This is a genomic window from Streptomyces griseorubiginosus, from assembly GCF_001514195.1.
In the GTDB taxonomy this organism is placed as follows: Bacteria; Actinomycetota; Actinomycetes; order Streptomycetales; family Streptomycetaceae; genus Streptomyces; species Streptomyces griseorubiginosus.
In genome coordinates this window covers 1-13,678 of the sequence record NZ_KQ948750.1, presented here as the reverse complement: position 1 = coordinate 13,678, position 13,678 = coordinate 1, and the positions used below count along the sequence as shown (strand labels likewise).

Genomic DNA, 13,678 nt, shown 5'->3' with positions numbered 1-13,678 from the left:
CCCGCCTCCACAGGCAGGGCGGCAACAGTGAGGCCGCGGCCCGGACCAGGGCCTCAGAGCCGCAGTCTGCCGTCCCCTCACGCCTGAGGAAGCCATGACTCCCACCCCCCACCTCACCGAGACCACCGCCCGTCCGGAGCGCTTGGCCCCGTTCCAGCAGGTCGAGCGGTCCTTTCACGCACAGGCCGGTACCGCGACGGTCGACATCGTCGTGCCGGTCTACAACGAGGAACGCGCCTTGCCCGGCTGCCTGCGCACACTCCACGCCCGACTGGCGGCGGACTTCCCCTTTCCATGGCGGATCACGGTCGCCGACAACGCCAGCACCGACGACACCCTTGCCACCGCTCGTCGCCTCGCCGACGAACTGCCGGGCGTCGGAGTCGTCCACCTCGACCGCAAGGGCCGCGGGCTCGCCCTGCGCACCGTCTGGGGCGCCAGCGACGCTGACATCGTCGCGTACATGGACGTGGACCTGTCCACCGGCCTCGACGGGCTGCTCCCGCTGGTCGCGCCCCTGGCCAGCGGTCACTCGGACCTCGCCATCGGGTCCCGGCTGGCACCTGGGTCGCGCACGGTGCGCGGCCCGCGCCGCGAGTTCATCTCCCGCTGCTACAACGGCATCATCCGGCTCACGCACGGCGCCCGGTTCACCGACGCCCAGTGCGGATTCAAGGCGGCCCGCACCGAGGTGCTGCGGCCGTTGCTGCAGGTGACCCGCGACAACGCGTGGTTCTTCGACACCGAGCTGCTGCTGCTCGCCGAGCACAACGGGCTGCGCGTCCACGAGGTCCCCGTCGACTGGGTCGAGGACGTCGACACCCGGGTGGACGTTGTGGGCACCGCCACGGACGACCTGCGAGGGCTCTGGCGGATGGGGCGGCTCAAGGCATCCGGCGGCGCCCGGGTCGACGTACCGTCTCGCCCCGCGCCGGCCGCCGAGCACCCGGACGCGGTCCTCGCACCCGCCACCCGACGTGGCGCGTTGTCGTGGGAGGTCGGCTGTTTCCTGGCGATCGGTGTCGTCTCCACGGTCGGGCAGGCGTTGCTGTACTGGCTGCTGCGCGGTTGGTGGAGCCCGGCTGTCGCCAACCTGGTCTCGCTGTTCGTCCTCACCGTCCTCAACACGGAGGCGAACCGGCGCCTCACCTTCCGGTACTCCACCGCTCCGCCCGCCCGGGCGCACCTGGGCGCCGGGGGCCTGTTCGTCCTGGGGTACCTGGTCACCTCCGGCGCGGTGTTGTGGTTCAAGTCGATCTACCCCGGGGCCTCGACAGCCGCGGAGACCGCGATCCTCGCCACGGCATCCGTGGTGGTCACCTGCGTGCGCTTCACCGTGCTGCGGCTGGCCGTCTTCACCAGCGCCCCCCGCCGTACCCGTTGACGAGAGCGACTTCCGACATGAGCAATCCCACGCACCTCAAGCCCGTACCGGCCGCCTCGGCCCCCGACGACTCGCCTGCGTTCGTCCGCTCGCTGCCAGCCTGGGCGGCACCGGCCGCACTCGGAGCGATCCTCGTGCTCGCGGCCGTCCTGTACGGCTGGGCACTGGGCTCTCTGGGGTGGGCCAACAGCTACTACTCGGCGGCCGTGAAGTCGATGGGGAAGAGCTGGACCAACTTCCTCTTCGGCTCCTTCGACCCGGCTGGGGTGGTCACGGTCGACAAGCCGCCGGCCGCGCTGTGGCCGCAGGTGGTCAGCAGCAAGATCTTCGGGCTGCACGGCTGGGCGCTGGTGCTGCCGCAGATGATCGAGGGCGTGGCCGCGGTCCTCGTCCTGCACCGCACCGTGCGGCGCTGGGCGGGGGAGGGGGCGGCGCTGGTCGCCGCACTGGTGCTCACGCTCACGCCCATCACCGTGGCCATCAACCGGGACAACAACCCCGACACACTGCTCGTCCTGCTGCTGGTGTCCGCGGCGTACGCGCTCACCCGCGCATTGCAGGCCGAGGGCAGGACCGCGACCTGGTGGCTGTGTGCGAGCGGCTTCCTCATCGGGTGCGGATTCCTCACCAAAATGCTCGCCGCCTGGATGGTCATTCCCGCGTTCACTCTCGCCTGGCTCGTGGGAGGAAGCGGCCCCTGGATACCGCGAGTGCGGCGTCTGCTGGGCGCGGGGGCCATCCTGGCGGCGTCCTCCTTGTGGTGGATCGCCATGGTCGCCCTCTGGCCGGGCGACCGCCCGTACATCGGCGGCAGCAAGGACGGTTCGGCCTGGGATCTCGTGGTCGGCTACAACGGGCTGGGCCGGGTCTTCGGCTCGAGCGACGGGATGTCCCAGAGCATGGGCGGCTTCGGCGGCGGGTTCGGTGGCGCGTCCGGCCTGGGCCGGTTGTTCAACGCGCAGGTGGGCGGCCAGATCAGCTGGCTGCTGCCGCTCAGCGCACTCGCCCTGGCCGTCGCCCTGGCCGGCGTGGTGATGCGCCGACGCGGCATGCTGTCCGCCGACGCCCTGCTGCCGGCCTCCGGCTGGCTGCTGTGGGGGACCTGGCTGGTGGTCTGCGCGGCCGTGTACTCGACACAGAAGGGCATCTTCCACCCCTACTACACGACTCAGCTCGCTCCGGCGATCGCCGCCCTGTGCGGTGGACTGACCGCCGCCCTGGTCCGTGCCCACCGTGCCGGCGTGCGCTGGGCGCCCCTGGTGGGCGTGGCCGCGGTCGTGGTCAGCGCGGTCTGGGCCGTGGCACTGATCCGCCGTGACTCCGACTGGAACGGCTGGCTGGTGTGGCCTGTCCTGCTGCTCGGCTGCGCCGCGGTCGTCCTCCTGCTCCTCGCGCGGCGGCGTGGGCGGCTGCTGACGGTCGCCGTGGGTGCCGCCGTCGCGTCGGTCCTGGTGGCCCCGGGAGCGTGGGCGGTCAGCGTACCGGGCTCGACATCCGCGATGGGCGGCTCCAACCCGACGGCCGGTCCGACGACGTTGGGCTTCGGCGGGGGCGGCCGCATGCCCCGGCAGAGCGGGAACGACGGCGACCTTCCGTCGGGAATGCCGTCGGGCTTCCCGGGGGGTGACGCGCCTTCGGGACAGGCCGGTCAGCCCTCCTCCGGCGATGTTCCTTCGGGGATGCCCTCCGGTATGCCGTCCGTTATGCCCACAGGGGGAGCGAACGGCATGCCCGGCATGTCCGGAGGCTCGACCTCGGGAGGCAGCAACATGCCGTCGTTCCCCGGCAGCGGTTCCCGGAACGCCCCGAGCGGACGCGGCGGCTTCGGCGGCGGCGAACTCACCAGCGAGCAGCGCAAGATCCTCGACTACGCCGTGGAGCACGCACCCCACGCCCGCATCAAGCTCGCCGTCGAAGGCGGTGCCATGGCCGCCAGCTCCTTCATCCTGGGCTCCGACGAGACCGTCATCGGCATGGGCGGTTTCACCAGCAGCGACAACGCGCCGTCGGTGGACCAGTTGAAGGAGTGGACGAAGAGCGGGGAACTACGCTACGTCCTGGGATCCGACACGAACAGCGGCGGCAGGCCGGGCATGACCGGGTCGGCTGACTACAGCAAGCAGCGTTCCGACTGGATCGCCGACAACTGCACCAAGGTTCCGGCATCGGCGTACGGTGGCACGTCGTCGAACACGAGCAGCGGCAGCGCGATGGGCTTCGGAGCACGAGCCGACGTGCTCTACGACTGCGCCGCCAAGTAGGTGACGCCGGAGCAACGGGGTCCACCCGGGAGAACGGAACCGCATCACGTCATGACCGAGCAGTCCGCAACGACTCGTCCGCGACATCGGCTTCTCGTGGTCGAGGACGAGCCCAGCATCCGCACCCTGCTGGAGGCGACGCTCCGCCTGACCGGATACGAGGTGAGCAGCACCGACACCGGACGGTCCGCCCTAGTCGAGGTCGAACGCCTGCGACCGCACCTGGTGCTGCTCGACGTGATGCTGCCCGACCTGGACGGCTTCGAGGTGACCCGCAGGCTGCGGGCGGCGGGGGACGAGTGTCCGATCCTGTTCCTGACCGCCCGCACCGGCACCGACGACCGCATCCAGGGCCTGAGCGTCGGCGGGGACGACTACGTCTCCAAACCGTTCAGCATCGAGGAGGTGCTGCTTCGCATCGAGGCCATCCTGCGCCGCACGGCACCGGTGGACGTGGCACTGCCACCACCGAGCGTCCTGCGCTACGCCGACCTCGAACTCGACGAGGGCGCTCACGAGGTGCACCGCGCGGGACAGTACATCGCCCTGTCCCCGACCGAGTTCAAGCTCCTGGCCTACCTCCTGTCCAACGCCGGCCAGGTGGTGAGCAAGGTCCAGATCCTCGACCACGTCTGGAGCTACGACTTCGCCGGTGACGCCAGGATCATCGAGACGTACGTCCGCTACCTGCGCAGGAAGATCGACTGCTTCGAGCCGCCGCTCATCCAGACCGTGCGCGGCGTCGGCTACTGCCTGCGGCTGCCCCGCGACCACGAGGGGACGCCGGAGACGTGATCCCGCGCCTGCCCCGGCCGCCCGGCTCACTCCGACAACGACTGATCCTCGGCGTCACCCTCCTCGCCACGGCGGCGGTACTGACCTCCCAGGCCATCGGCTACGTGGTGCTCCGCTCCTGGCTGCTCGATCGCGTGGACCAGCAGCTGGTGGAGTTCCACCCCCCGACCCCGGCCTTCTACGACGCCGTCCGTGGCGCTTTCCCCGCGCCGACCGAGCGACTGGACGTACTGCCGTCGGATTTCCACGTCTACTTCTACGACTCCTCCGGGCATCGCCTGAACAACTCCCTCGGCACGGAGGCAAAGCCGGGGCCTCGGCTGGCCGATCAGGCGCAGGACCTCGGCTTGCGGGACGGGCACCCCGAAACCGTGTCCGCCATCAGCGGTGACGGCCGCTGGCGGGTACTGCTCAACCCTGGCCCGGACGGCATGAGCGCGGTGGTCGCCCTGCCGCTCGACACCGTCGACGGCGCCACCTCGAAGCTGCTGTGGCTGAACGCCGTGCTGCTCGCCGTCACGATCGCCGGCCTGCTCGCCCTGGGCCGATGGGTGGTCAGGCTGGGACTGCTGCCACTGACCAGGACGGAGCGCACTGCCCAGGACATCACCGCGGGCCGGCTCGACCTGCGACTGCCGGACACCGACCCGCGCACCGAAATCGGACGGCTCGGCCGGGTGTTGAACTCCATGCTCGACCGGCTGCAGTCCGCCCTGCTGGCCCGAGAGGCCTCCGAGGCGCGGCTGCGCCGGTTCGTCGCGGACGCCGGGCACGAACTGCGCACTCCGCTCACGGCCATTCAGGGGTACGCCCAGCTCGCGCTGCGTCCGGAGCGGCGCCCGGAGCGTGAGCTGCGGGAGGCCAACCGGTTCATCGCGCAGAACGCGGAGCGCATGAGCCTGCTCGTCGACGACCTCCAACTGCTTGCCACCCTGGACCGTGAACCCTCGTACCGCAAAGAACGGGTCGACCTGCTCTCGCTCGGGGCGGACGCGGTGAGTGCGGCCGCCGTCCACAGCCAGTCCCATCCCGTCGATCTCGGCCCGCTGCCCACTCCGGCAGATCCGGGCGGCACCGACGAACTCGACATGGCCGAGACGATCGGTGACCCGCACCGCCTGGGCCAGATCCTGGAGAACCTGCTGTCCAACGCCCGCATCCACACCCCGCCGGGCACCCGTGTCCACGTACGGGTCGGCACGACACAGACCGGACCTGGAACCGTCGGCACCGACCGGCCGGGTCGCGCCTCGGCCTCGCCGCCGCTCCCGGAGCGCCTCCCGGTCAGCGTGATCGAGGTGGCGGACGAAGGACCGGGCCTCGCCCCCGTCGACGCCGAGCACGTCTTCGAGCGCTTCTACCGGGCCGACCCCGCCCGTTCCCGCAACCACGGCGGGAGCGGTCTCGGCCTCGCCATCGCCGCGGCCATCGCCCAGGGCCACGGCGGCCGTCTCGAACTCGACACCGTCCTGGGCGAGGGCTGCACCTTCCGCCTGGTGCTCCCCGCAGCCGACTTCGGGCAGGGCCGTTGATGAGTCGGTGCCTACGCGGATCAGAGGTGATGCGCGGTGCTCGCGCCGGTACGGGTGCCGATGGTCCGCCGCTGGGTTGTGCTCCTGTGACCGGGGCTCTTGTCCTGGGTGGCCTGATCGACGCGCGGGCCGCGCGGCAGCACGAGGATCGGCAGGAGACCCAGCATGCCCCTGCCGAGCAGGAAGAACAGGGAGGCGTCGTAACCGCCGGTCTGCTCAGCCCTGGTCTGCGCCACGACTGGAGTGCGGCCGACGCCGACCAGCGCGACCAGCTCCAGCGTCTGTCCGAGGTTCCGGCCAACCAGGTAGGGGCCAGGTAGATTCGGCGGCGATCACCGCATCAAGGAGCTCCAGGGAGCGCAACAGCGCCCATTGCCCACTCCTGCCGGTGAAGACTACGGCCTTGGCTTCGGCCTGGCCGCCCGTTCCGCATCACCTTGGTCATGGTCACGGCGCCGATGTACCGGACCTCGTACGGATGGGGGCACTGATGTGGGCAGGGTCCGCCATGTTCTGAAACTGGATGGGGTGGCGCCAGGAGGAGATCGAGCAGACGCGTTGGGTGCGGTTTTGTGCTGCGAAGGCGTGTGACGGTGCTCCGCTGCCTGCTCCGGAGCTGCTGCCGCCGCTGTCGAAGCCGCGGGGCAGGGTGCGCTGACCCGCTGACCCGCTGACCCGCTGACCCGCTGACCCGCTGACCCGCTGACCCGCGTTGTATATGCCGTCTCCTGACGCGTGCCGTTCACCTTCCGGCCATCTCAAGTACTCCTGGAATTACCTCACGATTCTCAGCGGCTTCTCACATCACCCCGGTTTCGTTTGCTTCGTCGCCCGACAGGGCCGTACGACGAAGGAGGCGCATGGTGGCACTACCGGTGACCACATGGCGGAGGTCGAAAGGCCGGGAGGAGGATCAGGACCCGGCGCAGGACCAGCCGTTGCATGTGGCCAGCAGGCTGCACGCGTTCAACCGGTTCGAGCTGAAGTACCTCGTACCGGTCGAGCAGGCAGCCGAGATCCGCGACGAACTGAGTGAGCGGATGGACCGCGATCTGAACAGCCCGGTCGGCGGCTACGGCGTCTGGAGCCTGTACTACGACACCCCGCACCTGCGGTTCTACTGGGAGAAGATCGAGGGCCTGAAGTTCCGGCGCAAGCTGCGTGTCCGCCACTACGGGGACCTGGACGGCGTCACGGACGAGTCGCCGGTCTGTGTGGAGATCAAGCAACGCGTCAACCGGGTCACGCAGAAGCGCCGGATCACCCTTCCCTACGGTGTCGCCCGGCAGCTGTGCGACGGGCGGGAGCTGGTGGAGCACTCGCCTGCGGAGCGGGCCTTCATCCACGAGGTCCTCGACCTGGTCATACGGCTCAACCTGCAGCCCACCGCGATCACCGGCTATCAGCGCGAGGCGCTGGTCGGCCGGAACGCGGACACCGGACTGCGGGTGACCTTCGACCGCCGTATCCGCGGCCGCGACCGGGACTTCGACTTCGGCATCGCCACACCCGAGAACCGGTTCACCATCCCGCCCCATATGTCGGTGATGGAGATCAAGGTCAACGAGCGCACCCCGCACTGGATCACGGACCTCGCCGCACGCCGGAACCTCAACCTGATCCGGGTCTCCAAGTACGTGCAGTCCGTCGAGGCGTTCGGGCTGGCCCCCCGGTCCGTCTTCCACGTCAACGAGGCGGACTGTCCGCCGCCCGCCCCCACCGAGCAGTCGCTGCCCCAGCAGCGGCCGGCGCCCGAGGCGCCCCTGAAAGCAGGAGCACAGTGAACTTCGATCTGCAGGAACTCAGCGGTACGTTCAGCGTCACCGACGTGGTCGCGGCCATGGCGCTGTCGTTCATCCTCAGCACGATGATCGGTTACGTCTACCGGTACACGCACCGCAACGTCTCCTACAGCCAGTCCTACGTCCAGACGCTCGTCATCGTCGGCATGATCGTCGCGCTGATCATGCTGGTCGTGGGATCCAACCTGGCCCGCGCCTTCTCGCTCGTAGGCGCACTGTCCGTGGTTCGGTTCCGGAACGCGGTCAAGGAAACCCGAGACGTCGGCTTCATCTTCCTGGCGATGGCCGTGGGTATGGCCGCCGGCGCCCGCTTCTACACCCTCGCCGCGGTCGCCGCGGTCGTGATCAGCGTCGTCATCGTCGTGATGTACAAGTTCGACTGGTTCGCGCTGAACGTGCAGCGCCAGGTCGTGAAGGTCCAGGTTCCGGCCGGCGATGACTACTCGGCGGACATACGCGACGTCCTCATCCGCTACACCACCGAGTTCGAGCTGGTGAGCACGGAGACCATCCGTGGCGGGGCGCTGACCGAAGTGTTCTACACGGTGCGCATGAAGAAGGGCACCGAACCCAGCGACCTGGTGACCGCGCTCCAGGAACGCACTTCGGGCCAGCGGGTGACGGTCCTGACCGGTTACGACACGACCGACCTGTGATGAGCAGCAGCGCGCCGGTACGCAGGCCACGGCGGCTGCGGGACCGTGTCCCCGTACGGTTGCGGCACCACTGGAAGCCGGCCGCGGCCCTGTGCGCGGGGCTGGCGGTGATGGTCTACGTCTTCGGCGACGCCCGCATATCGCCGTATGTCACCTCGTCCTCCGTGGTGGAGGCCGACGCGATCACGGACGACGTGCGGGGCGCGGTCGATCTCTACGACACATCCGTGGCCCACTCCGTCCAACTCGAGTACGACCAGACAGAGTTCACCAAGATGATGAAGGAGTTCCGGGAGGACGGCACCAAGGAGTACATCGAGGCCGACCTCACCATTGACGGCGTGTATCTCGAGGACGTCGGGATCCGCCTGAAGGGGAATTCCACCCTGATGTCCCTGCGCGGAAACAGCCAGGGCGGGCCCGGTGGCGGCCGGACCAGGCCCGGCGGAGCCGCACAGGGCGCCCCGGCCCCGTCGCAGGACGACGGGGCCGGGGGCCGGGACCGCGGCCAGGACAACGGCGGCGGTCCCGGCGGAGCAGCCGGAGGTGGTGGCGCCGGCGGTGGCATGGCCGGTGGCATGGGCGGGATCATGCAGTACAACCTCTCCGAGACGAAGCCGGAAGAGCTGCCCTGGCTCATCAAGATCGACGAGTTCGTCGAGGGCCGTGCCTACCAGGGGGAGCGCGAGATCTCGCTGCGCCCCGGCAGCAACGGCCAGGTACCGGTGAACGAGGCGCTCTCGCTGAACCTGACGGAGACCACCGGCCAGAAGAGCGAGCGGTACGCCTTCACGTCGGTGAAGGTCAACAACCGTCCGGCCGCCACCCGGTTGATGGTCGAGAGCCCGGACACCGAGTACGCCGAATCCATCGGCGACGGCAACGGAGTCCTGTACAAGGCGCGGGCGGGTGGCAGCTTCGAGTACAAGGGTGACGATCCGACCGACTACGAGGACTCGTTCGAACAGCTCAACAAGGTCGGCAGCCAGGACCTGGAGCCCGTCATGAAGCTCATCAAGTGGGCGAACAAGGCATCGGACGAGGAGTTCGAGAAAGAACTCGACCAGCACGTGGACGTCGAGTCCCTGGCCACGTACCTCGCGGCGCAGAACCTGTTGATGAACTTCGACGACATGGCCGGACCGGGCAAGAACTACCTGCTCTGGTACGACCTGGACACCAAGAAGTTCTCGGTCCTCGGGTGGGACTACAACCTCACCTTCAGCGGCGACGCGACGTCGGGCCCGGACGACGACACGGGCATGGGCGGAGCCTTCGGAGGCGGGGGCGCAGCGGGTCAGGGCGACCAAGGCGGCCAAGGCGCAGCCGGCCAGGGGACGCAGAATGCGCCCTCTGGCGCGCCGTTCGGGATGCCGGAGGCGCTGCCGTCGGGAATGCCCACCGGGATGCCGTCGGGGATGCCGTCGGGGATGCCGGAGGGGATTCCGTCAGGCATGCCAGGCGGCCAGAACGGCCAAGGCGGCCAGAACGGCCAAGGCGGCCAAGGCGGTCAAGGCGGCCAAGGCGGTCAGGACGGCCAAGGTGACGGTGGCGGGTTCGGCGCCATGATGGGCCACCCCGTGAAGGAACGCTTCCTGGACTCGGACGCCTTCGATCCCGTCTACAAGAAGGCCTACAAGGAGCTGTACGAGAAGTTCTACGGCTCCGGGACCGCTGTGAAGGCGCTGAACGACATCGCCGAACAGGCGGAGAAGGCCGGAGCCGACGGGAAGGAGCTGGACTCCGCTGTCGAGAAGCTGCGCACGACGGTCACCCAGCGCATCAAGGCGCTGAGCAAGAACAAGGAGGTCACCGGCTGATCTCCGTCGCCCCGGACGGCAGTTCCTTCCCCTGTGGGACGCCGTCCGGGGCGTCCGCTGCCCTTCGACCCCCGCACCAGCGAAGGAAGTTCCATGTCCGTCGTGCCGTCGGCTTTCGCGCCGCCCAGACACCACGTGCTCGTGGTCGAGGACGACCCCAGCATCCGGACCCTGCTCACCTCCGCCCTGCACGCAGCGGGATACGCGGTGCACACCGCCGACACGGGACAGACGGCCATGTTCGAGGCGGGCCGGAGCCGTCCGGATCTCATCCTGCTGGACGTGGGTCTCCCGGACATCGACGGTTTCGCGGTCACCCGGCACCTGCGCGCGGAGGGTGTGTACATCCCCGTGCTGTTCCTGACGGCCCGTACGGATGTCGAGGACCGCATCATCGGCCTCAGCTCCGGCGGGGACGACTACGTCACCAAGCCCTTCCACGTGCAGGAAGTACTGCTGCGCATCCGAGCCATCCTGCGGCGCAGCGACATGCCGCCCGGGAGCGGGGACAGACGCCCGCCCCTGCGGTACGCCGATCTGGTGGTGGACGAGCAGAGCCACGAGGTGTCGCGGGCGGGCCTGCCGATCCAGTTGTCGCCCACCGAGTTCCGGCTGCTGGTCTGTCTGCTGGCGCAGCCGGAACGGGTGGTGGGCAAGAGGGAGATCCTGTCCGAGGTCTGGCACTACGACTTCGCCGGGGACGCCCGCATCGTCGACACCTACGTACGCAACCTGCGGCGCAAGATCGACCGGTTCGAACCGCCGCTCATCCACACGATTCGCGGTGTCGGCTACTGTCTGCGCGTCGCCCGTCCCGGACCGGGGGCGGCGGTGCGGTGATGTTTCGGCTCAGGAGACTGCAACCGCGCTCCTTGCGGGCCCGGTTGGTCCTCGGCGCCACTTTGCTGGCCACCTCGGCGGTGCTGCTCTGCCAGGCGACGGGGCTCGTCGTGCTGCACACCTGGCTCACGGACCAGGTCGACGGACGGCTCAGCCGTTTCCAGCCGGTGGCCGAGCTGGACCGGGACGTCGCCGACGGCCGGACGGCGCAGGGGACGGCCGGCACGGACCACGACGCCCTGCCCTCGGACTACCGGGTGTACTTCTACGACAGCGCTGGACACCGGATGGCCGGATCGCTGGGCGGTGGCGACGGCGGTGCCGGGCCGCGGCTGCCCTCGTCGGAGTCGGCACTCGGTCTGCGCGACGGCCGGCCCGCCACGTTCGCCGCCGTCGACGGTGGCAGTGACTGGCGGGTGATTGCCCGGTCGTGGCCCGACGGCACCAGGGTGGTGGTGGCGCTGCCTCTCGAAGAGGTGGATGCGGCCACGGTCAGGATGTTGTGGTTCAGCCTCGCCGTGGGGGTCGCCGTCGCCGTGGGTGTCATACTCTTCGGCAGCCTCGTCGTGCGCATGGGGCTGCGGCCGCTGGCCGGGGTCGAGCGCACGGCCCGGCGCATCGCCGACGGCGAGTTGGAGCTGTGTGTCCCGGACCGGCACGGGGTCACCGAGGTCGGCCACCTCAGCCGGGCTCTGAACACCATGCTCGACCGGTTGCGCACCGCGCTGCACCGCGCGGAGGCGTCCGAACAGCGACTGCGCCACTTCCTGGCGGACGCCGGTCACGAACTGCGCACACCTCTGACCTCCTTGCAGGGCTTCGCCGAACTCCTCGTACAGGAAACGGACATGAGCCCGGAACGACGTCATGAGGCACAGCAGCTGATCGTGCGGAACGCGGAGCGGATGAGTCGCCTCGTCGAGAGTCTGTCCCAGCTGGCCAAGGTGGGTGATGTACCCGTGACACGGTGGCAGCCGGTCGACCTGCTGTCCCTGGCCGCGGACAGTATCGCCGCCGTCGCTGTGCAGTACCCCGACCACAGCATCGGCCTGGGCGCCCTCTCCGACATGCAGGGCGATCCTCATGAAGCCGAGCTCGATGTCGTCGACGCCCTCGGCGACCCGCTTCAGCTGACGCAGATCCTGTTCAACCTGCTCACCAACGCCTGCGTCCACACCCCGCCCGGGACGCATGTCCGGGTGCGTGTGGGCACCTTCCGGGTACGTCCGGGCGGTCAGGGGACGGACGGGGAGGGCCGCGCCAGTGGCAACCCTCCCTTCATCCCCGGGACGCGTGTCTGTGTCGTCGAGGTCGCCGACGACGGTACTGGCCTCGCCGCGTCGGACGCTCGGCGCGTGTTCGAGCGTTTCTATCGCGCCCCTTCCGCCCAACAGGCCGCGACGGGATCGGGATTGGGACTGGCGATCGCTGCCGGCGCCGCGGAGGCCAATGGCGGCCGTCTGGAACTGGACATCCGGCCGGGGAACGGCTGCACTTTCCGCCTGCTCCTGCCGTACCGACCCGCCACGGGGTCCGCGGAGCACCTCGAAGAACGGGCTCCTGCGCCGCTGTCCGTCCCCGCTGGCGTCATCGGCGGAGGACCTTTTCCCGACAGGTTCGCAGCACTACCGAAGGAGTTCCACCGGTGAAGCTCAGCACCGTGCGCCTGGGACAGCACCGTACGGCCGCCGCGCGGCTGCAGAAGAAGCACTGTGTGCTGCTGCCGTACCCGGATGTCGGGGCGCTGATCTCGTCCGGCGACGACTGGTGGGAACGAGCCGGCGCGGACACCGGTGAGCGCCTCAGGCTGGACGACATCTCCCACGCACCGCTGATCGTCCGCCCCGGCAAGGTGATTGCCGTTGACCCCAACTATCCGCTTCGAATAAGAGAGTTGGGATGCCCCGTCCCGGCCGTACCGGAGTTCTCCGTGCGGAGCGGCGGCCATGTTGTCGTAGGTGCCGACGATGACGTCCGTGTGCCGACCGAGGGGCAGGACGTGACCTGGGGTGTGGAACTCGGTGTGGTGATCGGGCGAAGGGCCCGGGAGGTGACGGCCCGGACAGCCCTGGGCCATGTCGCGGGCTACACCGTGGTCAATGACGTCGTCGTGCGGAACGGCCCGCAGGGCACCGCGCCGACTGCCGTCGCCACCGCGGTGGGGCCTGCCCTGGTCACGACCGACGATGTGCCGATCGGCGGCCGCGGTCTGACGATGAACTGCTTCGTCGACGGGCGCGTCCGGCAGAAGGCGAGCACCTCGGAACTGCATTTCGACGTCGCCACCGTCATCGCGCACGTCAGTAGAGTCGTCACCCTTCTGCCCGGGGACCTGATCACGACCGGAACGCCGAACGAAACGGGCACCGGCCATGAACGCGAGGTGCCCCCGCGGCCGACCATACAGGTGATCAGTGAGATCAGAGGCGTCGGCGAACTCCGCAACTCTGTGATTCGGTCGGGCTCGGCCCCGTGCCTGTGAACCCGCTGCCCAACGAGGCCAACAGCGCATCGCGGCCAGTGTTCTGTCTCGCGCTAAAATGCCCACCAGTTCGTCCTCTCGTTGCGCGCATAACACGGTCCGGTCG

General features: G+C 69.3%; 11 protein-coding genes. 10 read left to right on the top strand and 1 reads right to left on the bottom strand.

The window, feature by feature from the left end; all coding sequences use genetic code 11:
* The first annotated feature begins 94 nt into the window (after positions 1-94).
* The 4 genes from AQJ54_RS41165 to AQJ54_RS41150 are packed head-to-tail and all read left to right on the top strand — an operon-like array spanning position 95 to position 5,972.
* The gene (locus tag AQJ54_RS41165) at positions 95-1,384 is read left to right on the top strand and encodes a bifunctional glycosyltransferase family 2/GtrA family protein (RefSeq protein WP_079070283.1); all 1,290 of its coding nucleotides are present in this window, start codon (positions 95-97) and stop codon (positions 1,382-1,384) included.
* 17 nt (positions 1,385-1,401) lie between these two features.
* Positions 1,402-3,645 (top strand): ArnT family glycosyltransferase, encoded by a 2,244-nt coding sequence (locus AQJ54_RS41160; protein WP_062246572.1) that lies wholly within the window; start codon positions 1,402-1,404, stop codon positions 3,643-3,645.
* Positions 3,646-3,696: 51 nt separating this feature from the next.
* Positions 3,697-4,440: a response regulator transcription factor gene (locus tag AQJ54_RS41155; protein ID WP_062019094.1), complete on the top strand. Its 744-nt coding sequence runs from the start codon at positions 3,697-3,699 to the stop codon at positions 4,438-4,440.
* A complete protein-coding gene (locus tag AQJ54_RS41150) occupies positions 4,437-5,972 on the top strand; it encodes a sensor histidine kinase (RefSeq protein WP_062246571.1) in 1,536 nt (511 codons plus the stop codon). The genes AQJ54_RS41155 and AQJ54_RS41150 overlap by 4 nt, the downstream gene beginning before the upstream one ends.
* 20 nt (positions 5,973-5,992) lie before the next feature.
* On the opposite strand, the gene AQJ54_RS41145 is transcribed toward AQJ54_RS41150, so the two are convergent.
* Entirely contained in the window at positions 5,993-6,208 is a 216-nt protein-coding gene (locus AQJ54_RS41145; RefSeq protein ID WP_062019092.1) for a hypothetical protein, read from the bottom strand.
* Positions 6,209-6,916: 708 nt separating this feature from the next.
* Between AQJ54_RS41145 and AQJ54_RS41140 the strand changes: the two genes are divergently transcribed.
* The 6 genes from AQJ54_RS41140 (at position 6,917) to AQJ54_RS41115 (ending at position 13,572) form a co-directional block, all read left to right on the top strand.
* Positions 6,917-7,756 (top strand): polyphosphate polymerase domain-containing protein, encoded by an 840-nt coding sequence (locus AQJ54_RS41140; RefSeq protein WP_062246570.1) that lies wholly within the window; start codon positions 6,917-6,919, stop codon positions 7,754-7,756.
* The gene (locus tag AQJ54_RS41135; RefSeq protein ID WP_062246569.1) at positions 7,753-8,430 is read left to right on the top strand and encodes a DUF4956 domain-containing protein; all 678 of its coding nucleotides are present in this window, start codon (positions 7,753-7,755) and stop codon (positions 8,428-8,430) included. Before AQJ54_RS41140 ends, AQJ54_RS41135 begins: the two co-directional genes overlap by 4 nt.
* Positions 8,430-10,250 (top strand): CotH kinase family protein, encoded by a 1,821-nt coding sequence (locus tag AQJ54_RS41130; protein WP_062246568.1) that lies wholly within the window; start codon positions 8,430-8,432, stop codon positions 10,248-10,250. The genes AQJ54_RS41135 and AQJ54_RS41130 overlap by 1 nt, the downstream gene beginning before the upstream one ends.
* 93 nt (positions 10,251-10,343) lie before the next feature.
* Complete coding sequence (locus tag AQJ54_RS41125) at positions 10,344-11,090, top strand: response regulator transcription factor (protein ID WP_062246567.1); 747 nt, start codon at positions 10,344-10,346, stop codon at positions 11,088-11,090.
* Positions 11,090-12,739: a sensor histidine kinase gene (locus tag AQJ54_RS41120; RefSeq protein ID WP_079070281.1), complete on the top strand. Its 1,650-nt coding sequence runs from the start codon at positions 11,090-11,092 to the stop codon at positions 12,737-12,739. Before AQJ54_RS41125 ends, AQJ54_RS41120 begins: the two co-directional genes overlap by 1 nt.
* 65 nt (positions 12,740-12,804) lie before the next feature.
* The gene (locus tag AQJ54_RS41115; protein WP_159055651.1) at positions 12,805-13,572 is read left to right on the top strand and encodes a fumarylacetoacetate hydrolase family protein; all 768 of its coding nucleotides are present in this window, start codon (positions 12,805-12,807) and stop codon (positions 13,570-13,572) included.
* Positions 13,573-13,678: the final 106 nt, after the last annotated feature.

Excerpts from the sequence above, each read along its gene's own strand:
- AQJ54_RS41125 (WP_062246567.1), top strand. The coding sequence starts at position 10,344 with ATGTCCGTCGTGCCGTCGGCTTTCGCGCCGCCCAGACACCACGTGCTC.
- AQJ54_RS41120 (WP_079070281.1), top strand. The coding sequence starts at position 11,090 with ATGTTTCGGCTCAGGAGACTGCAACCGCGCTCCTTGCGGGCCCGGTTG.
- AQJ54_RS41160 (WP_062246572.1), top strand. The coding sequence starts at position 1,402 with ATGAGCAATCCCACGCACCTCAAGCCCGTACCGGCCGCCTCGGCCCCC.
- AQJ54_RS41165 (WP_079070283.1), top strand. The coding sequence starts at position 95 with ATGACTCCCACCCCCCACCTCACCGAGACCACCGCCCGTCCGGAGCGC.
- AQJ54_RS41130 (WP_062246568.1), top strand. The coding sequence starts at position 8,430 with ATGAGCAGCAGCGCGCCGGTACGCAGGCCACGGCGGCTGCGGGACCGT.
- AQJ54_RS41155 (WP_062019094.1), top strand. The coding sequence starts at position 3,697 with ATGACCGAGCAGTCCGCAACGACTCGTCCGCGACATCGGCTTCTCGTG.